General features: G+C 47.1%; 17 protein-coding genes and 1 pseudogene. 9 read left to right on the forward strand and 9 right to left on the reverse strand.

Features of this window, described 5'->3' with window-relative positions; all coding sequences use genetic code 11:
• Positions 1–525 (forward strand): annotated as a pseudogene (locus BHV83_RS02970) (FAD-dependent oxidoreductase); the annotation flags it as partial.
• A gap of 6 nt (positions 526–531) precedes the next feature.
• Positions 532–2,394, forward strand: a complete 1,863-nt coding sequence (locus BHV83_RS02975; protein WP_005639854.1) for an FAD-dependent oxidoreductase — start codon at positions 532–534, stop codon at positions 2,392–2,394.
• 96 nt (positions 2,395–2,490) lie between these two features.
• Here BHV83_RS02975 and BHV83_RS02980 read toward each other — a convergent pair whose 3' ends face one another.
• Entirely contained in the window at positions 2,491–2,817 is a 327-nt protein-coding gene (locus BHV83_RS02980; RefSeq protein ID WP_005645329.1) for a hypothetical protein, read from the reverse strand.
• Between the two features lie 192 nt (positions 2,818–3,009).
• On the reverse strand, positions 3,010–4,983 hold the full coding sequence (locus BHV83_RS02985) for a beta-N-acetylhexosaminidase (RefSeq protein WP_122205507.1): 1,974 nt from the start codon (positions 4,981–4,983) through the stop codon (positions 3,010–3,012).
• A 145-nt stretch (positions 4,984–5,128) separates the two neighbouring features.
• Between BHV83_RS02985 and BHV83_RS02990 the strand changes: the two genes are divergently transcribed.
• From BHV83_RS02990 to BHV83_RS03005, 4 genes are all read left to right on the forward strand, one after another.
• Positions 5,129–5,854, forward strand: a complete 726-nt coding sequence (locus BHV83_RS02990; RefSeq protein ID WP_122205508.1) for a tRNA threonylcarbamoyladenosine dehydratase — start codon at positions 5,129–5,131, stop codon at positions 5,852–5,854.
• Positions 5,855–5,917: 63 nt separating this feature from the next.
• Positions 5,918–6,586, forward strand: coding sequence for an ABC transporter ATP-binding protein (locus BHV83_RS02995; RefSeq protein WP_122205509.1), 669 nt, complete (start codon positions 5,918–5,920; stop codon positions 6,584–6,586).
• 56 nt (positions 6,587–6,642) lie between these two features.
• Positions 6,643–8,010 (forward strand): sodium-dependent transporter, encoded by a 1,368-nt coding sequence (locus BHV83_RS03000; protein ID WP_005645325.1) that lies wholly within the window; start codon positions 6,643–6,645, stop codon positions 8,008–8,010.
• Between the two features lie 118 nt (positions 8,011–8,128).
• On the forward strand, positions 8,129–8,899 hold the full coding sequence (locus BHV83_RS03005) for a helix-hairpin-helix domain-containing protein (RefSeq protein ID WP_005645323.1): 771 nt from the start codon (positions 8,129–8,131) through the stop codon (positions 8,897–8,899).
• Between the two features lie 3 nt (positions 8,900–8,902).
• Here the strand turns inward: BHV83_RS03005 and BHV83_RS03010 are convergent, their stop codons facing one another.
• The 7 genes from BHV83_RS03010 to BHV83_RS03040 all read right to left on the reverse strand — a co-directional run bounded on the left by BHV83_RS03010 (position 8,903) and on the right by BHV83_RS03040 (position 18,440).
• Positions 8,903–9,781, reverse strand: coding sequence for an endonuclease/exonuclease/phosphatase family protein (locus tag BHV83_RS03010; protein WP_286756185.1), 879 nt, complete (start codon positions 9,779–9,781; stop codon positions 8,903–8,905).
• A 26-nt stretch (positions 9,782–9,807) separates the two neighbouring features.
• On the reverse strand, positions 9,808–11,562 hold the full coding sequence (locus BHV83_RS03015; protein WP_195434685.1) for a RagB/SusD family nutrient uptake outer membrane protein: 1,755 nt from the start codon (positions 11,560–11,562) through the stop codon (positions 9,808–9,810).
• A 19-nt stretch (positions 11,563–11,581) separates the two neighbouring features.
• On the reverse strand, positions 11,582–14,839 hold the full coding sequence (locus BHV83_RS03020) for a SusC/RagA family TonB-linked outer membrane protein (RefSeq protein ID WP_286756189.1): 3,258 nt from the start codon (positions 14,837–14,839) through the stop codon (positions 11,582–11,584).
• A gap of 105 nt (positions 14,840–14,944) precedes the next feature.
• Entirely contained in the window at positions 14,945–15,328 is a 384-nt protein-coding gene (locus BHV83_RS03025; protein ID WP_122205513.1) for a DUF3037 domain-containing protein, read from the reverse strand.
• On the reverse strand, positions 15,306–16,088 hold the full coding sequence (locus BHV83_RS03030; protein ID WP_122205514.1) for a HipA family kinase: 783 nt from the start codon (positions 16,086–16,088) through the stop codon (positions 15,306–15,308). The genes BHV83_RS03025 and BHV83_RS03030 overlap by 23 nt, the downstream gene beginning before the upstream one ends.
• 789 nt (positions 16,089–16,877) lie before the next feature.
• Positions 16,878–17,675, reverse strand: a complete 798-nt coding sequence (locus BHV83_RS03035) for a LytR/AlgR family response regulator transcription factor (RefSeq protein ID WP_122205515.1) — start codon at positions 17,673–17,675, stop codon at positions 16,878–16,880.
• Positions 17,676–17,678: 3 nt separating this feature from the next.
• Positions 17,679–18,440: a LiaF transmembrane domain-containing protein gene (locus BHV83_RS03040; protein WP_122205516.1), complete on the reverse strand. Its 762-nt coding sequence runs from the start codon at positions 18,438–18,440 to the stop codon at positions 17,679–17,681.
• A 422-nt stretch (positions 18,441–18,862) separates the two neighbouring features.
• Here BHV83_RS03040 and BHV83_RS03045 point away from each other — a divergent pair, with 422 nt between their 5' ends.
• From BHV83_RS03045 to BHV83_RS03055, 3 genes are all read left to right on the forward strand, one after another.
• Complete coding sequence (locus tag BHV83_RS03045; protein WP_005645311.1) at positions 18,863–19,459, forward strand: RNA polymerase sigma-70 factor; 597 nt, start codon at positions 18,863–18,865, stop codon at positions 19,457–19,459.
• A gap of 61 nt (positions 19,460–19,520) precedes the next feature.
• Positions 19,521–20,537, forward strand: coding sequence for a FecR family protein (locus BHV83_RS03050; protein WP_122205517.1), 1,017 nt, complete (start codon positions 19,521–19,523; stop codon positions 20,535–20,537).
• Between the two features lie 209 nt (positions 20,538–20,746).
• Positions 20,747–23,971 carry a TonB-dependent receptor gene (locus BHV83_RS03055; protein WP_286756196.1) on the forward strand — a complete coding sequence of 1,075 codons (3,225 nt, stop codon included), beginning with the start codon at positions 20,747–20,749 and terminating at the stop codon, positions 23,969–23,971.
• Positions 23,972–23,983 lie beyond the last annotated feature (12 nt).

Raw genomic sequence — 23,983 nt, forward strand, 5'->3', positions numbered from 1 at the left:
CAAGGGAAACATGCCCCGGTACTGGCTGAAGCCATCCGGCAATATAAAGACTGGGACGAGGGCTGGCACTACACCGGCATGGGACAATTCGGGATGTGCCTCAGCCGCTTGGATGCCCTTATCACCGCATTGGGAAACGCCCGCGATACATCCGTCCTTCCCACCATATTGGAAAAAGCAAAGAAGCTGGAGCCGGAAGACTATCTTTCCCACTTCCGTGCCATCACTATGGCCACCGAAGCAATCGGCAGCCGCGAAGCTGTCCCCGTACTGCTGGCCATGCTAACGACACCGGGTGTACGGGGCCATTCGATCCTTTCGTTTGCCGAAGCACGTAGCAATGCGGTCCCCGACCTCAACGACACGTCTACCCGTAACCTCGCATTGAAGGAGTTGCATTTGGCAAGAGCCCTTTACCTATGCGGCGACCAGAACGGTATCGGAGAAGAGGTGCTCCGACGGTATGCCGACGGTCTGCAAGGCCACTATGCCCGTTATGCCCAAGAAATATTAAACAGTAAATAGCACTTTATGAGAAAGAAAACACTTGTACTCTCCCTCCTTTTGGCTTGTGCGACCGCTTTCGGCCAGTCGTCCTACGACCTGGTGATCGTCGGCGGCAACCCCGGAGGGATCATGGCAGCCATCTCGGCTGCCCGGATGGGGAAAAAATCGGTGATACTCGAACGTACCCGCTATGTAGGCGGACTTCCTGCCAACGGACTCGGAGCAACCGACATCGCCACCCGTGCCGCAACGACCGGCTTGTTCCGTGAGTTTGTGGACGGAGTGAAACAACACTATATCGACACCTACGGTCCTGGCTCCGAGCAGGTGAAAGTATGCAGCGACGGCTACCACTTCGAACCCTCCGTCGGAGCACGCATCTTCCAGAAGATGCTCGACGGACAGAAAGACAAGATCACGGTCCTGACCATGCGTCAGTTCGATGCCGAAGATGAAAACATAGTCATGCGCGATAACCGCATCGAAAAGATCCGCATCCTGAACCGCGAAACCGGGGAGATGGAGGAATACACCGGTTCTGTATTCCTGGATGCCACCTACGAAGGTGACCTCGGGGCTGCCGCCGGCGTTCCTTTCCGCGTAGGGCGCGAAGGGAAAGACGAGTTCGGCGAGCCCGGAGCCGGACGTGTCTACAAATATTGGGGCGGTCCGGAAGGGGACGGCAGCACGTTCAAGAAAGACAATGCCGTGCAGTCTTACAATTACCGCCTCTGTCTGACCAATAATCCGGCGAACCGCGTGGCCTTCACCAAGCCGGCCCGTTATAACCGCGAAGACTATGCCTCCATCGTGGAGGATGTCTGGACCGGACGCAACACGGATGCCGCCATGCAACGCGTGACACCCGAAATGATGGAAGAGAACCGGAAGCATATCAAGGCCGGCAACCCCTCCAAACTTCCGGGTGACAAATGGGGAATCGCCAAGATCACCAACATCGTCCATGTCCCGAACATGAAGACGGACGCCAATAACCAGCACGGTGTGTTCGTATCGACCGACCTGCCTGAGGAGAACTGGCCCTGGCCCACCTCTTCGTGGGAATGGCGCGACAAGTTCGCCCAACGTCTGCGTGAATACACCGAAGGCCTTTTCTGGTTCGCCCAAAACGACCCCGAACTGCCCGCCCACTTCCGCAAAGCGGCAAAAGAATGGGGACTTTCGAAAGACGAATATGCGGACAACGGACATTTCCCGCGCCAGGTCTACGTCCGTGAAGGCCGTCGTTTCGAAGGTGCATATTTCTTTACCGCCAACGATGCCATTCCGGTAACGATCGGTAGCCGCCCGCCCATCCACCAAAGCAGCATAACGGCGAGCCATTATGCGTTGGATTCGCATGCGGTACGGAAAAGAGAAGAAGGAAGAGTGCATCTGGACGGCTTCCTGAGCTATCCGTCGGCAGTATACACAGTCCCCTATGGCGTGATGGTCCCGAAAGAAGTGGGCAACCTCCTGTTGCCCGTCCCGGTGTCGGGTTCGCACATCGGATTTTCCACCCTGCGCATGGAGCCTTGCTGGATGGCAATGGGACAGGCCGCTGGTATCGCCTCCGCCCTTTCGATTGACGGAAAGGTGAAGGTGCAGAACATCGACCTCTCCCGTCTGCAGGACAAGCTGGTCGACCAGAAGGCGACACTTATGTATTTCAAGGATGTGGATTACACGAGTCCTCACTTCCGCATGGTGCAATATCTGGGACTTCGCGGCTATCTTCCCGAATGGACTGCACGTTTGCAGGAGCCGGTGGATATGGCGACTCTAACCGCCTGGAAAAAACTGAGCGGAAAGGACCTGCCGGGCATAGAAGCCGGCAAAACGACAAGATTAGTGGCTTTGGAAATGATTTATCGGAAAATAAAATAACCTAAAAGGAAATGTGTCAAAACCATCTATTCCCTGATAGGACAATAGATAGATTTCGACACACTTCCTTCCAATATAATCATCCAATATAATTTCTTACTTGATCACTTCTCCACGGCCGTTCATCAACACAAACCCCTCGCTCCGGTCCGGATTACAAATCTCGATCTTATAAGTTTCATGTCCGGGATTCCCCATCATATAAGCTCCTTCAAAAGTACAACCCTCATAAGAAGAAGAGGTTCCCATTGTCCGTAATACGGCATGTGGGAGGTTTTGCATATCTATTCTCCGAAACCCATCGGGAGTAACCTGTTCGAAAGATGAATATACTGCAGCCTGTCTACACTTCACATCCTGAGATGCAAATACCACCACACATGCAACAACTGCAACGACTAATGCTAAAACAATCTTTTTCATAATCTTAAATCTTAAAACCTTAATCTAACAATCTTCTTATAACCTAAACTTCATTACATCGACATAAATACAAACGCCATGCCAAACTTATAAAAGCGTTTGTAAAGCGAGAAGTCACCCCATAAAACAACGGGGCGTGTAGAAAAAATCCACACGCCCCGTCTATAATTCCACAATTGTCACCAGTTAAACCTACATCTCCGGCTTGCAATAGTTCAGCACTTCCACATTACGGATCGAGCTCTTGAAATTTCCCGCTTTTTCCAATGGGAATACCAATGTGCGGACATAATTCATCGAATCTTTTCCTCCATTGAAATACTGTTTCCGGATAGCCAGATCCTCTTTCAACTTACCGTCGATGTAAAGCCGCGTAGATTTCTCATCCCCAGTAATGGTTACCGATGCGGTCTCTTCTGGATAAAACTGGTAGTTGAAGGTATTCAGATATCCATCCCGGATAAATCCCAACTTTCCGGAAGCCGGATCAGACAGGTAAAAGACAGCATCAGGCGAACGAAACAATTCGGTTCCTTTTTCCTCCGCCTCCGCTTTGATATCGAAAGAGACGGTATAATGATAACCAATCTCTTTCAACCCCGTTTCCATTCCCGGCTTCAAAGTTTCGAGGTTGTAGACGGCACGCGGCTTCGTCCCGATACGTCCGGCCACGTTCACGCCAGGTGCTTCGCTGATCGCCATACGGGTGCTGTTAAAGTCGGCATACGGAACCGTACAATCCTTTCCCGTCCACATCTTGACAGCCAACGTCTGCATAGCAGGAAACACGCGATAGTGAATATCCTTCGTGCTGATGCCGTTACCCGCATGGTCGTTCCAGACAGCAAACATACCGCCTTTGATCTGCTTATGCTTTTCGGGAAACACTTCTTTCCCTACATGGGCGGGCGTCCATTCTTTATAAAGCATTTCCGTATTCAGGTAATCATAATAATAGCCTGCTGCGGGAACGATATACAGATACCCGTCAGGGATACTAATCAGGTCATAGCCTTGTTTGATCATCTCTTTCGGATCGGCATACCCGTTATACCAAGCGCTCATCAGCACGTTTTCAGATTTTACAGGTGTTTCACCCTTTGCGTGCGTCAAAGCTCCCCAGACACAAGCCTGCTTACCAAAACCTTCCACAAAACGGATATAGTGATCGGTGAAAGCACGGAATTTCTCCACCACATCCTGCTTTTTATTGGAATATTCGTCCGTTCCAATATGGACACGTTTGCCGGTAAAGACGGGATTACATCCTTCCAGGTACTCGCGGAAAAGAGCATCCACGAACTCATAAGTTTCAGGTTTGAACAAGTCAAGATGGTCCATACCATACTCTTCGCTGCCGATCTCCGGCTTATACTGTGTAAGAGCAAGCGAATGTGCCGGGACATCTATCTCCGGAATGATCTCCACACCCAGGCTATCGGCGAGTTGTTGCAGGGCGATAAACTCCTTTTTTGTATAATAGCCATCGCGGGCGGTCAGTCCGGGAAAAGTTTCGCATTCGAGGCGGAAAGCCGAATAGGTCTTGCTCCAGTCGTGATTGTAATATTGCTTGAAAGCATTATCGTTCAAGTGGATCTGGAATGTGTTCATCTTATAGTAGGCCATCATCTTCACATAATCACGTAACATGCTCATTGGAATAAATTTACGCCCGCAATCCATCATAAAACCACGGATCGCATAGTCGGGATAATCACGGGCTGCCCCTTTCGGCAAAGCCTGATTACCCTGCTGTTCGGTCAGTTGTAGCAACGTGCGGGTAGCCCAATACAGCCCCTTGCTCTTAGGAGCAGTAACGGTGACGCGGTCAGTGATCTTCATCGTGTAGCCTTCCTCTCCCAACCGGCTGTCGGACGAGAGGGAGAACACAAAATCGCCGGCAGCCGCACGACCTTGCACGACCTGCATCCGACGGCCGAACATCAGCTCGTAGTCTTCGGCAAACTGATTGGCAACACGGGCTACAGACGGATCTTTTCCGGTATACACGATCCGGGATGTAGCCGTAGGAGTGAACATCCCCTGAGCTCCTCTCCATTCCTGCAATTCAGGGATGACAAACGGTTTCTTGTTATTTGCGGCGTCTGCTTTTCCAGGCAATAACAATAAAGCTGCCAAAAGCAGCCAATAGAGTTGTATCTTCATAAGTATTTGAATTTATTGCGGACAAAGATACGAATTATTCCTTATCTCTCACAATCGGAGTGTATCGCCCCTTTTTCGTTAAAAGATGGCTAAATAGCAGGGCATTTCTGATTGATTTATTACTTTTGCATCCAAAATCATTTTAATGAGTTACAATTGGAACACACGGACGGAACTTTTGTTAGGCGCCGACCGGATGGAGCGGCTGGCACATAGCCATGTGCTGGTAGTGGGACTAGGAGGTGTGGGAGCTTATGCAGCCGAACAGATATGCCGCGCCGGAATCGGCCACATGACGATCGTCGACGCCGATACGGTGAACGAAAGCAATATCAACCGCCAACTGCCGGCGTTACATTCGACGTTGGGGATGCCGAAAGCTGAAGTCGTAACCCGTCGCCTGTTAGATATCAATCCCCGTCTGAAACTAGGCGTCCTGAACGAATTTTTGCGCGACGAACGGACGGAAGAGGTACTTTCGGCGACCCGGTACGATTTTGTCGTCGACGCGATCGATTCCCTCAGTCCGAAAGTATTCCTCTTGTATCACGCTTATCAGAGAAATATCCCTGTCGTTTCCTCAATGGGTGCCGGAGCCAAGATAGACCCGTCACAAGTCAGGATCGCGGATATCTCGAAGACCTGCAACTGCGCATTGGCAAAAGCCGTACGCAAACGACTGCGCGGTCTGGGCGTCAACAAAGGGATTCCGGTTGTCTTCTCTACCGAGATAGCCAATCCTGATGCCGTCGTAGAAGTGGAAGGCGAACAATGCAAACGGACAACGACCGGAACCGTTTCCTATATGCCGGCAATATTCGGATGCTACTTAGCCTCATATGTTATTAACCAGTTGAAAGTTGAAAGTTGAAAATGAGAAGTTATTCTTTTCCTTATACAACTTTCAACTTTCAACTTTCAACTTTCAACTGATATGATACAAACAGAAGGAATAACCAAAAGCTTCGGCTCCCTGCAAGTATTGAAAGGAATCGACTTGACGATAGGCGAAGGTGAGATCGTAGCGATTGTCGGTCCGAGCGGGGCGGGAAAAACAACCCTGCTTCAGATCATCGGGACACTCGATGCTCCGGACAGCGGCAAACTATATATAAACGGGACCGAAACCGTCCGCCTTTCGGAAGAAAAACTGGCGGCATTCCGCAACCGGAACATCGGCTTCGTTTTCCAGTTCCATCAGCTTCTCCCGGAGTTCACAGCTTTGGAGAACGTGATGATCCCGGCACTGATCGCCCGTGAAAAACCGGCTGTAGCCGAGAAAAGGGCGAAGGAGATTCTTGACTTCATGAACCTGACCGATCGGATGTCCCACAAACCGAACGAACTGTCAGGCGGAGAGAAACAGCGCGTAGCCGTTGCCCGCGCCCTCATCAACAACCCGTCCGTAATCCTCGCAGACGAACCATCAGGAAGCCTGGATACCAAGAACAAGGAAGAGCTGCACAAGCTCTTCTTCGACTTGCGCAACCAGATGCACCAGACATTCGTCATCGTCACACACGACGAGCAACTGGCAACCGATACAGACCGCGTGATCCATATCAAAGACGGAACGGTTCAAGAGTTGAAAGGGGAAAGTTAAAAGTGAAAAGAGGGCAATTATTTCTTAATTTTTAATTCTTAATTATTCATTCAAACATGGTGGACAACAGAGTCACATTCGGTAGTAAACTCGGAGTTATCCTAGCTACCGTAGGATGCGCCGTAGGACTGGGAAGTATTTGGCGTTTTCCTTATATGTTAGGGACGAACGGCGGTGCCGCATTCTTGCTTATCTATATTCTCTTCATGATATTCTTAGGAATTCCGGTAATGGTAACCGAATTCTTTATCGGCCGCTACTCCCGCAGCAATACGGTCGGTTCGTTCAAGAAAATGGCCCCCGGGACGAAATGGTGCTGGATCGGATACAACGGCATCCTGGCCGCTTTCCTGATCCTGGGCTTCTATGCGGTCGTTTCCGGCTGGACACTCGAATACGTCTGGCAGACAGTAAACGGTAGCCTCTACAGTACGCCGGGTGTGGACTTTACCGCCGGCTTCGACAACTTCTCTTCCAATGCACTCCGGCCGATCTTCTGGACAGCAGTCTTTATCGGACTGACGCATTTCGTGATTGCCTCAGGTGTGGAAAAAGGTATCGAACGGGCCTCCAAGATCATGATGCCACTCCTGTTCTTTATCCTGGTCGTGATGTGTGTACGCTCCGTCACGCTGCCAAATGCAGAAGCGGGACTGGTGTACCTGTTCAAACCGGATTTCAGCAAGCTGACTTCATCCGTTGTACTGAGTGCCGTCGGGCAGGCGTTCTTTTCGCTGAGTCTCGGCATGGGTTGCCTTATCACCTACTCTTCTTATTTCGGGAAAGACACCAACATGTTGGCAACAGCTTGGCAGGTGACGATCATCAATACTTTTGTGGCAGTCCTGGCAGGGATCATGATCTTCCCGGCAGTCTTCAGCTTCGGGATTGCCCCATCGGCAGGCGCCCAACTGGTATTCATCACTTTGCCCAATGTATTCGAGCAGTTACCGTTCAGCAGCTTGTGGTCGCTTATTTTCTATATCTTGCTGGCGATGGCGGCACTGACTTCTACCATTTCCTTGCATGAAGTGGTGACCGCCTATATCCATGAAGAGTTCCGTATGACAAGGAAAAGAGCGGCTTGGCTCGTTTCGATCGGTGTATTCATCTTAGGCATTCTCAGTTCACTCTCGTTCGGATTATTAAAAGAGTTCACGATAGGCGGACTGATCTTTTTCGATGCACTGGATTACCTGACGGCCAAGATCATGCTGCCGTTAGGAGGAATGCTGACCTGCATCTTCGTCGGGACACGTGTCGACAAGAAAATCCTGAAAGCCGAGCTGACCAACGAAGGGACGATCAAGTTCCGTCTCTTCTCCATTTATGTCTTCTTCATGAAATACGTTTCCCCGATCGCCATCGGCATCGTATTCCTGAACGAACTCGGCCTGCTTGACCAGTTGAAGAAACTATTTTAAAATAAACCCGTAAGTTCCTTGCATATCGGTAGGGAACTTATACCTTTGTAAAATAGTATTCATTTAATAATAACTGTCTTATGGAGACCAAAACCATTCGAAAAAATACTTTCTTACCATGAACTGGCGCGACCTTCTCTACTTCTCCAAAGGCGAACGGAGAGCACTGGCTTTACTCCTTTGCCTCATCACTATTTCCTGGATCTTATTGCTTTGGACAGACACGAAACGGATGCCTATCGAAGCGCAGACAGATGCCCATCGAACGGAAAACCGACAAGCACCGGGCGAAAGACGGATCATCACCGGAAAAAATACATCCGAAGGGGGAAAAAATTTCATCCGGAAAGAATCCGGACCTCATCCGAATAAAACCAAGAATACCCTTAAAGATAAAAGTCCTACCCTTACAGGTAACAACTCCTACCCTACAGGCAAGAAGAGGAAAGGATATACCCTATACACTCGAACGGAAAAGTACGCGCCGGGAACCCTCGTCGAACTCAACACCGCCGACACCACGATCCTGAAAAAAGTCCCTGGCATCGGCAGCACCTTCGCTCGGCGGATCATGAAATACAGAGAACTCTTAGGGGGCTTCTACGATGTCAGCCAGTTGGCGGAAGTGTATGGGATCGATGAAGAACGCTACCAAGCCCTCGCCCCCTGGTTCATTGCCGACACGCTCCATGTACGCCGGTTAGAGGTCAACGCCTTACCCGCCGCCGCTCTCCGCAAACACCCTTACCTCGACTACCGACAGGCAAAAGCGATCGAACAGCTCCGGAAACAAAAAAGCAGGCTCTCCGGATGGGAGAACCTGCAACTGATAGAAGAATTTACAGATACGGACAAGAAACGGCTCACACCGTACCTGTCATTCAAATAAACTTTAAAACGTGACTTGTATCATCACGGGAAAATGATCCGACGGGAAACGACCGTACTGCATATCGTTGAGAACAGCATACTTTTCCACCTTCGTCCCCTTCGTCACCCAGATATAATCGATGCGGTTCATCATCTCGGAATCCGTTTTGAAGCTGTTGTAAGTACCTTCCGTACCATAACGCGGCTGCTCGCTCAGGTCATACGAGTCCAGCAACAGACCGTCGGATGCTAGCGTCACCATCGGTTCATCGGTCGGAACGGCATTGAAGTCTCCCGTCGCAAAGACCGTCGCATCCGTTCCGGCAATCTGCTTGATACGAGCGATCAGCAGTTTGGAGGATTCCCGGCGTGCTACCTTCCCCTGATGGTCGTAATGGGAATTGAAAAAATAGAACACCTTGCCACTCTCCTTATCGCGAAACTTACCCCAGGAACAAATACGGTTGCAGCAAGTAGCATCCCAGCCCTTGCTCGGAACATCCGGTGTTTCGGAAAACCAGAAATTCCCCTTGTCCAACAAATCGAAACGACTGGTCTTATAGAAGATAGCTGAATGTTCGCCCGCATCCTCGCCGTCATCGCGCCCGGCACCGATATAGGCATACCCATCCAACTCGGCAATCCCGTCCAACATGTGCTTGAACCCTTCCTGTGTCCCGAAGATATCGAAATCGTGGAAACGGATCAGTCCTTTCACCATCTCTTTGCGGTTCGGCCAGGCATTCACACCATCTTTTTCCGTATCCATACGGAGGTTGAAAGTCGCCACGTTCAGTTCGCTCCTCCCGCCTGTGGCCGGATGGGATTCTTTCATGGCCCATGACTGGAGCAAAGCTGCCAGCAGGAGGACCGAAACAAATACACTTACCGTCTTTTTCATATCCTTATCATTTATCGATTACACATTTACCAACCCGGATTCTGTTTCAGGTTTCCATTTTTGATGATTGCCGACTGAGGGATCGGGTAGTAATACTGGCGACCATCGTCGTACCAGATACGCGGATCATCGTCCGACCAAGTCAGGTTACCCGAATCCGCCCCGGTCAATCCCTGCTGCGTGCCCTCTCCTACTGAAACAGGCGTACAGGAAGCAGGCAGACCGGTCGGCTTCTCTCCCTTATAGAAGATCACGTCCGGCGTACCGTCTTTGTCGAGGTCCATCTGGACATTCAAGGCGGGAACATATATACCAGTCCAACGCATCGTCATCAGCTCACCGCGTTTCCAACGCTTCAGGTCGGTGAAGCGGAAACCCTCCAGAGCCAGTTCGACGGAACGCTCACGACGCACTTCGAGGATGACCGGATCGGAAATATTCGGGAAATAGTTTTGCTGGAAATAAGCATCCACCTTGGTTGGCTTGGCAGAAAGACCGCCGGTGATACCGGCGCGTGCACGCAGCACACCGACCGTATTCGCCCAATCCGCATCCGTCAGCGTCCCCAACTCGGCTTTTGCCTCGGCATAGTTCAGCAGGACTTCGGCATAACGGAACAACGGAATCGCATTCGTATTCAAAGCACCGGCATCGTATTTGGTATCATCCAACGTATATTTGATCGGTTGGTAGCCCGTATAGGAATAACCGTTGAAGTTAGGAGCGGCAGGCACCCCGTCGCGTTCATACCCCGGTGTGCGGATCGTCTGGGCAAGGCGTGCGTCACGGTTCTGGCATTCGTCATAGAACTCCATCGTCTCGTAACCGGCACGATCCGTAAACGGTGTCCCATCCGTATTCAGGAAAGTATTGACAAAGGTACGGATCATACTGAAACGCGCTCCGTACGTGCCTGAAGTCCACCACCAGTTAGCTTCGCCCAACACAGCCAGCCCGGCATCGGCGCAGCTCGCCAGCATCACTTCACTAGTTACCGGCTTATCACTGATGAACAGCGAGCGGAAAGAAGCATCCGTACCCTCACCCGTATAAATAGAATGGCCGCTTTCCTTCATAACCGTTTCGGCAGCACGGACAGCCTCCTGATACCATTCGTCGGCCGAGTCGGTCAATCCCAACTCCGTATGATACTTGCGAAAAGAAGCTTCGAAGAGGCAGATACGGGATTTCAACGCATAAGCCACCCATTTCGTCACCAGAGAACCGGTTTCGTCCTTCGTCCGCGAGATATTCTCACAAGCGAAGTCCAGGTCTTCCAACACATGATCCATGACGATAGTCCGCGAATCGCGGGGAGCATACAGCAACTCGTCGTCCACACCTAACGTACGGTCTATCCAAGGCACATCGCCGAAACGTACTACCATCTCGTAATAGAAGTAAGCGCGGAAAAAGCGGGCCAAGCCGATATAGTTGTTACGGACAGATTCATCGACCGCCTCGTTCGTACAGTTCTCAATAAAGTAGTTGATGTTGCGCAGATCGCTCCACGACCACCCGCTGCTCAACTCGGCCGAGTAAGCCCCTTCGCGGATAAAGTTGTCGAAGCTGGTCACCGCTCCATAATCGCACATGGCATCCTGCCTGAAACCGTCACTGACGGAAGGGAGCATATTATAGAAAGAATAGGAATATGTTTCCAGCCCTTTCTCCGTCCTGAAGACTGTGTCTTTGTCCACCGAAGCCTGCGGTGTCTCGTCCATTGAGCAGGAGGAAAGGAGTAAACAGACTGATACAAAAGAATATATAATCCGTTTCATGTCGTTGATAGTTCTTTAATTAAAATGTTACTGATAAACCTAAACTCACACTCTTCATCTGCGGATAGCTGTTCCCGTCACCGCTACCACGGTTCCCGTTCAGTCCGGACGACATATCGGCATCCGTCAGGTCGGGATCGGAACCGTAGATGTTCGTCACGTCGAGGTCACGCGTATGCTTGTAGAGCGGGGACCAGCACCAGAGATTCTCGGCCGAAATATAAACCCGTACATTCTGCAATTTGGCTTTCGAAACGATCGGCTGTGGCAAGGTGTAGCCGAATTGCAGGTTCTTCAGACGGATATAAGCGACATTCTGCAAGTAGCGGGTCTGCGGTGTAGACTTCAGGGAAGCATTGTAGCCGGCATAACGGGGCAGATAAGCATCCGTATTGTCTTCTGTCCAATAGTTGCCCTGATGCCAAGTAGGCATGTTGTTATACGGGCGGTTATACTGTCCCCAGAAAATACATTCCGAACTGGGATACCAATCCTGTTTTCCCACACCCTGGAAGAAGGCGGAAAGGAAGAAGTTGTTCCAGTCACCGGAAAGGTTGATGCTATACGCATAGCGAGGCAACGCATTTCCGATCACGGTCTTGTCACCGTGGTCGTCCACGGTATTATTGCCGTAGTCGATCACATGGTCACCGTTCAGGTCCTTGATCTTCACATCTCCCGGATAGGTGATGCGCTTGGATGAAGACTGGATCAGTGTCTGGTCGGCATGGCTGTCAATATCAGCCTGATCCTTGAACAGCCCTTCAGTCACATATCCCCAGATTTCACCTACACGCTTGCCAGCATAGTAGTCATCCAGGTTACCCGTCTGGTTGTTATAGCGGTCGATGGTCGAGATATAGTCGGATAGCGTTCCACGGATCTCGTAGTTGAACGGTTTCTCCGCCAATGTGAACTGGTCGCGCCAAGTCAGCGTGATTTCCCATCCCTTGGTCGTCATGTCGGCATAGTTGCCTTTGGGAGAAGAGGCGCCGAACACATCGGGAAGCGTTTCGCCGACCGTGTACATATCCGTTGTCTTACGGATGTAATAGTCACCGTTAAATTGCAAGCGGTTGTTCAACATGCCGAAGTCCAGTCCGACATCGGTCGTCGTTGCCGTTTCCCAGGTCAGTCCGTCAGGCATGACGGCAGGAGCACTCGTATACTTGTTCTTCAAACCGTTCAGGACACGACCGGAAGTGCTGATGCTCAACAACTCGAGGAAGCTATAGGGAGAAACATTACCATTCCCTAACGAACCGTATGAAGCACGTATTTTCAGATTGGAGAACAAATCCGGGTTCACCTTCCAGAACGCCTCTTCCGACACGCGCCATCCACCGGAGACAGAAGGGAAGAACGCCCATTGCTGATCGGTCGGGAATTTGGAAGAACCGTCATAGCGTCCATTCACTTCCAACAGATAGCGATCCTTGAACGCATAGTTCAGACGGAAAAAGCCACCTGCCACGCGCCATCTGTTATAACCTCCCGACGTAGTGATCGCATCTCCCAGCGCCAAGTTGATGTTTTCCGAATCGTCGAGCAGCAACCCGTTACGCTGCACATATGTGCTCTTATAAGTTGACTGTTCATAATTGTAACCGACCATACCTTTGAAATAATGCGCATCACCGAATGTATCCTCATAATCGGCATACAGGTTGGTCGCAATATACTCGGTCCGCATATTACTCTCCTTCAAGTCATTGTATTTGGTACTCAGTTCGACAATCTGCCCTTCGTGAGTGCTATAAGGAACCGGTACGCGGCGTTGCGTCTGTCCCTCGTCCGTATTGCGGAACGTGAAGTCGCCCCGTACGTGCAATTTGTTTTCCAGAAAAGAAGCAGTAAAGCCGGTCGTATTCTTCAACACCTTGTTATTGGTATCGATACCGTTCTTGCCATAGATAAAGTCACCGACCGAATAAGCGGCCGAGAAAGTCAGGCTGCCGTCGGGGTTGAAGATAGGCGAGGTCGGATGACCTTCATCGGAAATGTTACGCCAGATGGAGCCGCCTTCGCCGACATTGATCGGGTTATGGTAATCCATATTGGAAAAATCCATATTGTTCTCGATCTTCAGCCAGTCGAACACCTGTACGGAACCTTTCGCACGCAGGTTCATCATCTTATAATTGTCGGTATTATAGCGGAACAAACCGTCGTAGCCATAGAACAGTTTCCCATTGTTACCGGTCACCGACAAATTATGGTCCTGCGCGAAAGTCGTTTTCTTGTACAGGGCGTCGTAATAGTCTTCGTTGCCGTAGTAGACATATTTGCCGGTAGCATCGACCGTCACCTCGTCAGTTATGCCCTGCTCCTTCCGTCTTTTGAAGTCTTCCAGCCAGCCGAGGGAGAATTCCTGCGTCTTGTTGATGTTCTTAGGGTCGGCCGAATAGTTGTTCCACGCATGATAGGCTTCATAGAAATGACTGGCATATTCATATCCGTCGGTCACGAAGTCGGGAACCGTCACCGGCTTCTGCATGGCGAAATTTCCTGAATAGGTAATGGAAGTCTTGTCCTTAGTCGGCTCTTTCGTGGTGATCAGTACGACCCCGAAAGTACCGCGCGCCCCATAGATGGCAGCCGAAGCGGCATCTTTCAAGACAGACACGCTGGCGATATCGTTCGGGTTCAACATCGAGGGATCACCTTCCACACCGTCGATCAGGATCAGTGCGCTACCACCCTGCCCGATCGAAGTCGTACCGCGGACATTATAACTCGCCGAACGGGTCGGCTTACCGTCAGTCAACTGGATGTTCAAGTTGGGGATCGAACCTTGCAGGGCTTGTGTCACATTGGGAACGGAACGATTGTCAAACACTTCGCTGGTCACCTGTTCGACGGCTCCGGTCAGGTTCACTTTCTTCTGTGTGCCATAACCGACTACGACCACTTCGTCCAGCGTCTGCGTATCTTCCACCAAGGCCACTTTCAGCTCTTTCTCTCCTTTCAGTGTGATTTCTTTCGAGATATATCCGATAAAAGAGATGGTTAACACAGCGTCAGGGGCTACCTCCAGCGAAAACTTCCCGTCAATATCGGTCACCGCCCCGTTAGTCGTTCCTTTTTCCACTACATTGGCTCCGATAACGGGTTCTCCGTATCCATCCACAATCGTACCTGTCAGATGATACGTGCCCTGCCGGGCTACGCTTATGATTCCACCCGGATTGGCGGAATAGATTACAGGGAATCCCTGTAATGCACCTGCGATACATAGTAAACCCGCAAACCGGGTCACTCTACTCTTAATCTCCATGTTTGTTCTTTTTGCGTTAAAACAAATATATTTTCACCTAATTAAAACCGCTGCAAAGGAACAACCGGAGTATTAAATCGCTGTTTACTATCAATTACAATATCGTTACAGAACCAATTCCCTGAACAGTATCTCCAACGTCTGGTCCAAATCGTCGGAGAAACCCGGATGCGGACGTGAAGTCTGGATAGATGCACTCCGCACTGCTGTCAGCCACCGAAACCGTTCCGGGATGTCCAGAGCAGCGATAGGGCCGCCCTCTTTCGTGCCGGAACAGATTTTATCGAAAACATGCAGATTGGCAAACAACGATTCACGGTCCAACTCGGAAGAAAATAGATTCAACTTGTCCTCGTCTACCTTATAAAGCGCCTTGATGTACTTCGCTCTTTTCGAGAACAGAATAATTCCCACATTAAAGAACTCCTCACGTTCTACTTTGGGGACCAAACGGATAACGGCATATTCATATAAGTGCTTTCCTTGCATCTTGTGCTTCTTTTATAAATGTTTCGGAATGTGCCAGTCTCTCACATAAGAACCGGATATAAATCTCTCTTATCTCTTGCGGCCTACCGGGACTTTCACTCCAATACAACCAGTCGTCGGGAATCAGAGCCACGATCTCCCGGATCTTCTCCTCCGTCAGCAGGCGTTTCATCTCGGCATCCGCCTCTTCCAACCCGGAAGCTTCGGGTAGCAGCACATGATCTTTGATCTGCACGAACGGACTTACGGCATGCTTTTGCCAGTTCACCCATGAATAATGGAAATAAAGCGAAGCGCCATGATCGATCAGCCACAGTTCCTTATGCCACATCAGCATATTGGTATTCCGGAATGTACGGTCTACATTGGTCAGAAACGCATCCAGCCACACGATACGGGACGCCAACTCAGCCCCGACCTTCGTCACTGCCGGGTCGAAGGTTAGAGCCCCCGACAGAAAATGCAGCCCGAGGTTCAATCCCCGGCTGCCTTGCAGCAGATCCTGGATTTCCTCATCACCTTCGGTACGCCCGAAAGCCTCGTCCAAATTCAGGAAGACCAGCTCGGGAACCCGGAAACCAAGTGCACGGGCTATCTCACCGCCAATCAGCTCGGCTATCAACGCTTTCGTCCCATGGCCTGCCCCACGGAACTTCACGACATATTTAAACTCGTCATCAGCTTCCGCCAATGCCGGCAACGATCCGCCTTCCCGAAGAGGCATGATATAACGCGTCACATTCTCTGTTCGTAATTCCATCACATTCCAGTTATTTGAAGATAAAGATACACGTTCTTTTTAAACAAACGAAGGTTGACTACACACTATCTGTTTGTTTTTTCGCCATAATCTGCCAACCGCCTTCACCGGAAAAAGTAAACCGAGTACGGAAAGTGTGTTATAAAGCTACAACTGCCATGCTTCTATCGCCAAACTATAATGCCATAGAGCTTTTGACCTAAGTCGAATACCTTTTCGACAATGGGCAAAAAGGTTTTCGACTTAGGTCGATAAGATAGAAGGATATAAGACAAACATTAAATGACTATATATTAAACCATTATACACATTCATAATCTCTTTATTTTTCACTTAAATAGGTTGCTTCGGATAAGAGACAGAAGGGGGCGCATAGTCAACCTATTTCAGGACGAGACACTGGGTGAAAGCAAATTTTTAAGGTGAAGGCAGTCCCGATGTTCACCTTCACCCTTGTACACTTTGATAATCAAAGAGTGAAAGGACAAGGTGAAGCCAAAACATAACAAGATCCGTCATATGAAAAATAAAAAAGGGGAAAAGCTCCCCTCTATAAACAATTAAAGGCTGTCTCACGACAACCCCTAACCAACTTTGTTAACCTTAAATCTAATACTATTATGAAAAAACCACAATGCAAAGATACATGCGTCAAGACCGTTTGTCAAGCCTTTTACAGACAATATATGTTAAGTCCGGAAGAGCTTTGCAATAAAAAGTGTTACAAAGGGCAAAACTTTACACAATGGTATCAAATTCTACTAAAATTAACATTTTAATTCCTCTTTCTTAAAGAGAAAGACGCTCTTTCAGGAGCTTATAACCGGCATTGCTTGCCCGCAAACAAACTCCGTTTTTCAAACGGACCTGATAATTTTCTTTTCCGAATAGCTCCACTCGTAAAATCTGTTCGGTATTGACAATGCAAGAACGGTGAATCCGCACAAACAGAGCAGGTGGAAGATGTGTCTCAAAATATTTCATCGTCTGCTCCTTCACATACTGGCCACCCGGAGTAAAAATCGTCACATAATCGCCTCCGGCTTGCAGATATAACAGTTCCTCGAGATGGATGATATGAATGCGGGAACCGTCTTTTACCGATACGCGATCCAGAAAAGTTTCACCAGCGGGAACCGCTTCTTCTTGTCCCTTATCCGTCTCAGTTCCGGATATCTCCTCAAAATCCGATTCATCCGTCCGGTTCATCCGATACCATTGCAACAGGATGATCCAGCATAATATGCCAAAGACCAGACGGAGGGAAACACTATCCATAAAATCACCGGCATTTCCTCGTTCCAAAAGCACCTGTAGCTCGAAAGCCCCTGCCAGACTGATCGCCTGAACCAATACCGCCAATGCAACCTGTATTTGCAGAGCATGAATAGTCCCGTCAATATATCCGTACAGGAAACCGGCGGCAGCCAATAATCCGACAGAGACCAATCCATCCAGGCAGGCTATCCATATCTCCTCTCCTCCATAACAGAACAGGAGCCATGAACACATCATCCAGGCCACAACCGACAGAGTAATCCCCATCACGCGATTGATGACCGACCCTATAAATGGATGCGTCTGCATAAATCAACTTTTAAACTCAATACCTCCGAAAGAGACTTTTCCTCTCACGATCAAAATGTGTTCCTTGTCTATCTCCACAGACGAATTATAGCGTTTATCGTCACATCCGCCGATAAATGCATCAATCTGCGTCAGCAAATTCCAATCCGACGGCAAATAAATCTCGACCCCTCCAAAAGTACAGTCGATATCTATAAACGTCTGGGGAGCTTCCAGCTTGCTCCTCCGTAAATCCAGGACAGTCCCGCCAAACGCATTCCTAAGTCGCGCCCCTCTGAACACAGGGTCCAAAACAATCTGCTGAACCGATCCGAAAGTATTGTCCGATACGATAAAACCGTCTTCAGAACCATATACCTCTTTTGTATACTCCGGCCTTCTGCCATCCCAATGAGCATTGAAGTGGTGACGTTCCGGTTTAAAGAGTATCATGATTCCCACAAAAATAAACAATACCGGCCAGAACATATCGAGCCATTCGCCCTCTACCCAGCTTATTTCCGGCAATAGGAAATAGGCTCCTACGGCAATCGTAATCACTCCCCCGAAGAAATGCCGTTTAATCAAATTGACAACGCCGACCACAATCAGCAACATCTGCCAGGAAACCAGGATACCGAACAGATCAGAGTCTATTATCCCGAAATTCCGCCCAAGAAACAATAGACCTACTATGATAAACACAGCAGCCGTCGTAACCGTGTTCAGTCTACTGTGGCTGGGATAACCGCCTCTGATAAAATTTCCTTGTTGATTCGTTCTCATACTCGTACATTTTTAATTTGTTGCAAAACTACCGCCACATAACCGCTTACACAATAAAAAAACGGTCAGTAACGACTAAATCCCGGCGAATAACGGAATAATCCCGATAAAAAAGCATTGATAGCCTCCCCAAAGATATTCATTCGATCTTTGCCAATGCCCCAAAATTGCATATATTTGCAATGTTTGGAGGAACTATTCGAGAAAAATCAAAAGTGCTTCACTTTGTCGAAATCGCCAGTTTTGACCACCACGAAGCACAAGCAATCGCTATATCAGTGGGTTTGCTTGTCTATGTGGTAGAGGTTTCTGGCGATACCTGACAAAGTATAGGCAACAACCCACTGTTTTTTATGGCTGCCTACAAAAAACTTTCATTCTCAATCCAACCGAAATAACGATCCACATAAAGAAAATATGAAATGAATACCGAATATGAAATCATCGAAGGTCTGAAAGCAGGTCACGAAGAAGCGTACAAATACATATACGAACGGCAATACAAAATACTTTGTATTATCGCCAAAGAATATGTAGATGATACTTTCACTGCAGAGATGATTGTAAGCGATGTCATTTTTGCCTTATGGAAAAACCGGAAAGAAATAGACATCAATCTTTCGTTACGCAGTTATCTGATCAAAGCAGTCCGCAACCGGTGCCTGAATTATCTTGCCCAACTGAACAAAAGGGAAGATGTCCGTTCGCATATTGGGGATCTGCTCGAAAAAGAACAAATCCATTATGAGGAACAACACGGCTATCCGCTGTCCAGCCTGATAGAAAAAGAACTTGATGTCAAAATAAAGAATTGTATAAACAATTTGCCGGCACTTACCCGGCGCATATTCTGTCTGAGCCGTTTCGAAAACCTCAAATATGAAGAAATTGCTCAAGAAGTCAACGTTTCCGTCAATGTTGTCAAATATCACATCAAATCTGCCCTATCTCATTTACGGGAAGAATTAAAAGACTATTTACCCTTGTTTCTACTTATTTTTTTCCCTTTCGGAAAATAAATCCGTTTTTTCATTTACCCTAAATCTTTTCCGGCTTGTCTTATTTATATAAGCAGAAAAGATGGACACACAGAATCAACATAAAGAGCATTGGTTAAATCTCATAATCGACCGACTGACAGGAACTATATCGGAAGACTCCGACTTGTGCCTACAAGAATGGATCCATGCTTCTGATGAGAACAGCCGATACTTCAAAAATATGGAACTGCTCTGGCATTCAATGGAAGTTGTCCACGAAGGAGAACAATACGATTCAGACCGTGCCTTTTTGCTCTTTAAACAGCGTATCGAGACAGAAAACACGATAAACACGCGAAAATCATTCACCTTAAAGAAAGTGTTGTCATATGCAGCCATCCTAATCTCATTCATTACCCTCAATTGTCTGATCCATCAATATTACATTCATCCTTCAGATCAGAATATTCTCCGATTGTCAGAAATTGCAGTACCTAATGGCTCAAAAACAAAACTGACATTACAAGACGGGACGAAAGTATGGCTGAATGCAGGTTCAAAGATTCAATATGACTCCGATTTTGGAAAGAAGAACCGCCTGCTCAAATTATCAGGTGAGGCCTATCTGGAAGTAGCAAAAGATGAAAACTGTCCTTTTATTGTCGACGCAGGAGAAATAAAAGTAAAAGTATTGGGTACTTGCTTTAATGTCAGAGCCTATAAAGATAACGAAGAAATAAAAGTCGCTTTATTAAGAGGCTCTGTCGAAATGGAAACAAATAACGGAGATATGCTAAAATTAGTTCCTAAAGATATCGCCCACTTCAATACACAAACAAAAGAAACCGACATTTGCCATAACACCGGATACTCTCAAAATTGTATTGGATGGATTGATAACAAATTTATATTCAACGGAGAAAGTTTCGAACAAATCACTAAAATACTGGAAAGGACCTTCAACGTAAAAATAAACATCCACAGAGAGTCCATCAAAAAACGTTGTTTCATTGGTGACTTTGTTAATAACGAAACAATCGAACAGATATTTAAAGTCATGTCATCCAATGAAAAATTCACATATACGATAAAAGGGAATATCATAGACGTCTATTAATTCATAATTTGTGTTTAATCTTAAATAATCATTTGCCTATGAAGTAGTACAATAAAAAACAGAACCGGAGAATGCTGCAACACTCTCCGATCCCGAGAATAGATTTAAATTTCTGATTACTAACTTTAAATCCGATACAAATGTATAAAAAATATCAGGATATAGGGAAATTATACCCACTTATATGCAAGAATAAGGCCTTGAATATCATGAAAATATCAATTCTGTTACTTTTATTTGGAATATTTTCTGTCTCAGCTACAGGATATTCACAGGAAGCCCGAGTCTCCATTACAGTAAATAACACGACAATCAATGAAGTTTTCACTGAAATCAAAGCTCAGACAAACTATTCATTCTGGTTTGACGTAAAAGATGTCGACATTGATCGCAAAGTGTCTATTCATGTAGAAAACGAAACGGTCAAATCTGTCTTATCAACCATATTGAAAGGACAAGATCTTGGTTTTGAACTAAAAGGGAATCATATCATTATTGTTAAAAAAGAGATATTAAACCAATCAGCGGGAGCCGGATTACCTCAACAAAACAAAAAAATATCCGGCGTCATTAAAGATGAACACGGAGAACCCATAATAGGAGCAAACGTCGTCGTCAAAGGTTCTACCATCGGTAATATTTCCGACCACGAAGGTCGATTTACATTAGAGGTTCCGGAAAACTCTACCCTTACAGTATCCTACATAGGATATTTGTCACAAGAGATCAAAGTCGGCAAAAGAAATATATTTAACATCATCTTGGCCGAAGACTCCGAGAACTTAGACGAAATCGTTGTAATCGGATACGGGACAATGAAAAAATCCGATTTGACGGGTGCCGTCTCCAGTGTAAAAGGAGATAAAATTTCGGCGATTGCCTCGACTGACATTACTGATATCCTACAAGGAAAAGTTGCCGGTATGAACATCACATCTTCCTCCAAAGTTGATGAATCCGGTTCTATCCGTATCCGTGGCAATCGTTCACTGAATGCAAGTAATGATCCTCTGGTTATCGTAGATGGAGTTCCCGGACGTATGGAAGCTGTTAATACCAACGATATAGAGTCCATAGAAGTATTAAAAGATGCAGCCAGTACAGCCATATACGGTTCGAGAGGCGCAAACGGGGTAATTCTGATCACGACAAAGAAAGCGAAAGAGCAGCAAACCCGTATTTCATATAGTGGTTACATAGGTATCAGCGTACCTAATTTAGTAAAAATGCAAAGTGGAGATGAATATATTCAGTTCCGCCGTGACGGTTATAGATACAGAAACGGTTGGGATCAGCCATTTACAGACGAAGATGTATTCGAACCGGCCGAATTAGCAGTCATAAAAAGCCGCGATTTTACAGACTGGATCGATTTGTTGTATCGAAACGGTCAGACACAAAGTCATTATATTGGTCTCAGTGCCGGAAATAAAACGACCAAATTACATCTTGGATTAAACTATACCAAAGATGAAGGTTATTCCAAAATAAATTTCAAAGACAAATATAATATAACATTGAATCTCGACCATGAAATAAATAAGTATGTGTCAGTCGGATTATCTGCTCGCCTACAACGAAATAATAGCCAAGGTATGACAAAGTTCGAGGAAAAGCTGCAATACATGACTCCACTCGCAAAGCCGTACAACGAGGATGGAAGCCTGAATTATTATCCGGCACCTCAAAACACATCCGGCTATAACGTATTAGCTAATTATGGCAAAGACAACTATACGAATGAATTTATTAAAAACGCGGCATATCTCACAGGTTATATCAATATACGTTTTTCAAAATATTTGAATAACAGGGCCAATATTTCTTATAACATCATCGATCGTAAAAACGGCTATTTTTTCGGAGAAAACTCATACGAACGAAAAGGAACTGTTCCGCTTGCCGGTAAAAAATATCAGGACGAAGTAGAATATACCTTCAACGATATTCTCTCTTACGACAAAGATTTCGGAGAGCATCATCTTGTATTGGACGGGGTCTTTGAAGCGACAGGCTATACAAAAGAGACAGGAGAAATGAGTGGGGAAAATCAGCCGGTAGCTTCGACATCATTCCACAACCTAGGGACCGCTGCCGAAAACCTACAAATCGGAAGTTCATACCAACATTGGACTTTAGCGTCCTTCCTTGTGCGTGCACGTTGGGATTATCAAGGCAAATACTATGCCAACATCGCTATCCGTACAGATGGTTCATCCCGGTTGGCGGCAGGGAACCAATGGGCTTTTTTCCCATCGGGAGGTGTTGCCTGGCGTATCTCAGAAGAAAAGTTCTTCGGAAAAAGAGAATGGCTTAATTCTCTGAAATTAAGAGCCTCCTACGGAGCCGTAGGAAACTCCGCCATCGATCCTTACCAGACGATTGCCGGATTAAGCAAATATGATTACTTGTTTGGAGAGGATGCCAGCAACAAATTTTTCGCTTATCGGCCTTCTATGATTCCGAATAAAGATTTAGGATGGGAAATTTCGCGTACAGCAAACTTCGGAGTGGATTTTGGTTTGTGGAACAATCGTATATCCGGTTACATTGAGGGCTATATCACCAAAACAAGTGATTTACTAATGGAGCGTACGTTGCCATTTTTCACCGGCTTCTCCAAGGTTTGGCAAAATATCGGTAAAACCGAAAATAAAGGTATCGAACTAAATATCCAAGCAAATACGTTGAAGACTAAATCATTCTCTTGGGAAACAACTGTAACTTTTGCCCGCAATTGGAATAAAATCACGGAACTGCTGGGAGGTGGCGACATTCGCAACAATTCATGGTTTATAGGCAAGCCTTTGCAAGTACATTACAACTATGAGATGATAGGAGTATGGCAATTAGGCGAAGAAAAGGAAGCACAGAAATATGGTGCTATTCCTGGAGACATCAAAGTTAAAGATCAGAATAATGACGGTTCGATCGGAGAGCTGGACAAAGTAATATTAGGACAGAAAGATCCAAAAATCATCGCATCTTTACTGAACTCATTCCGTTTCGGTGCTTTTGATGCCTCCATCAATCTGAACATGAATTTCGGAAGCCTGATCCATCCTAATACCTATGCTAGCTTAATCACACGTGACGGACTGCGCTGGATGCCGTCCAACTTCAAATACTGGACACCCGACAATCCGACAAACGAATATACCCGTGCAGATAAACTAAGCGGATATGATCCATTTGCCGGTACAGGTGGCTACATGAAGGGAGATTACATCAAAATCCAAGATATAACACTGGGCTACGATTTCAGTAAAATAATGCCGAAAAACTGGAAGATCTTACGAGCACGGCTCTATGCACAAGTCCGGAATCTCGGATATATCTATAAAGCATGTAAAAATGACGTAAGTCCGGAAGCTCCCGATTTTGACTATAATATTCCGACAACTTATACAATGGGGATAAATATTGACTTTTAAACTGTAACAAAT

This window comes from Parabacteroides sp. merdae-related_45_40 (genome assembly GCF_001915675.1).

What these genes read in the sequence shown, in the direction of transcription:
- BHV83_RS03050 (WP_122205517.1), top strand. Translation starts at nt 19,521, where the DNA reads ATGGACACACAGAATCAACATAAAGAGCATTGGTTAAATCTCATAATC.
- BHV83_RS02975 (WP_005639854.1), top strand. Translation starts at nt 532, where the DNA reads ATGAGAAAGAAAACACTTGTACTCTCCCTCCTTTTGGCTTGTGCGACC.
- BHV83_RS03025 (WP_122205513.1), bottom strand. Translation starts at nt 15,328, where the DNA reads ATGCAAGGAAAGCACTTATATGAATATGCCGTTATCCGTTTGGTCCCC.
- BHV83_RS03005 (WP_005645323.1), top strand. Translation starts at nt 8,129, where the DNA reads ATGAACTGGCGCGACCTTCTCTACTTCTCCAAAGGCGAACGGAGAGCA.
- BHV83_RS03010 (WP_286756185.1), bottom strand. Translation starts at nt 9,781, where the DNA reads ATGAAAAAGACGGTAAGTGTATTTGTTTCGGTCCTCCTGCTGGCAGCT.
- BHV83_RS03020 (WP_286756189.1), bottom strand. Translation starts at nt 14,839, where the DNA reads ATGGAGATTAAGAGTAGAGTGACCCGGTTTGCGGGTTTACTATGTATC.
- BHV83_RS03000 (WP_005645325.1), top strand. Translation starts at nt 6,643, where the DNA reads ATGGTGGACAACAGAGTCACATTCGGTAGTAAACTCGGAGTTATCCTA.
- BHV83_RS02980 (WP_005645329.1), bottom strand. Translation starts at nt 2,817, where the DNA reads ATGAAAAAGATTGTTTTAGCATTAGTCGTTGCAGTTGTTGCATGTGTG.
- BHV83_RS02995 (WP_122205509.1), top strand. Translation starts at nt 5,918, where the DNA reads ATGATACAAACAGAAGGAATAACCAAAAGCTTCGGCTCCCTGCAAGTA.
- BHV83_RS02985 (WP_122205507.1), bottom strand. Translation starts at nt 4,983, where the DNA reads ATGAAGATACAACTCTATTGGCTGCTTTTGGCAGCTTTATTGTTATTG.
- BHV83_RS03040 (WP_122205516.1), bottom strand. Translation starts at nt 18,440, where the DNA reads ATGAGAACGAATCAACAAGGAAATTTTATCAGAGGCGGTTATCCCAGC.
- BHV83_RS03045 (WP_005645311.1), top strand. Translation starts at nt 18,863, where the DNA reads ATGAATACCGAATATGAAATCATCGAAGGTCTGAAAGCAGGTCACGAA.
- BHV83_RS02990 (WP_122205508.1), top strand. Translation starts at nt 5,129, where the DNA reads ATGAGTTACAATTGGAACACACGGACGGAACTTTTGTTAGGCGCCGAC.
- BHV83_RS03015 (WP_195434685.1), bottom strand. Translation starts at nt 11,562, where the DNA reads ATGAAACGGATTATATATTCTTTTGTATCAGTCTGTTTACTCCTTTCC.
- BHV83_RS03055 (WP_286756196.1), top strand. Translation starts at nt 20,747, where the DNA reads ATGAAAATATCAATTCTGTTACTTTTATTTGGAATATTTTCTGTCTCA.
- BHV83_RS03030 (WP_122205514.1), bottom strand. Translation starts at nt 16,088, where the DNA reads ATGGAATTACGAACAGAGAATGTGACGCGTTATATCATGCCTCTTCGG.
- BHV83_RS03035 (WP_122205515.1), bottom strand. Translation starts at nt 17,675, where the DNA reads ATGCAGACGCATCCATTTATAGGGTCGGTCATCAATCGCGTGATGGGG.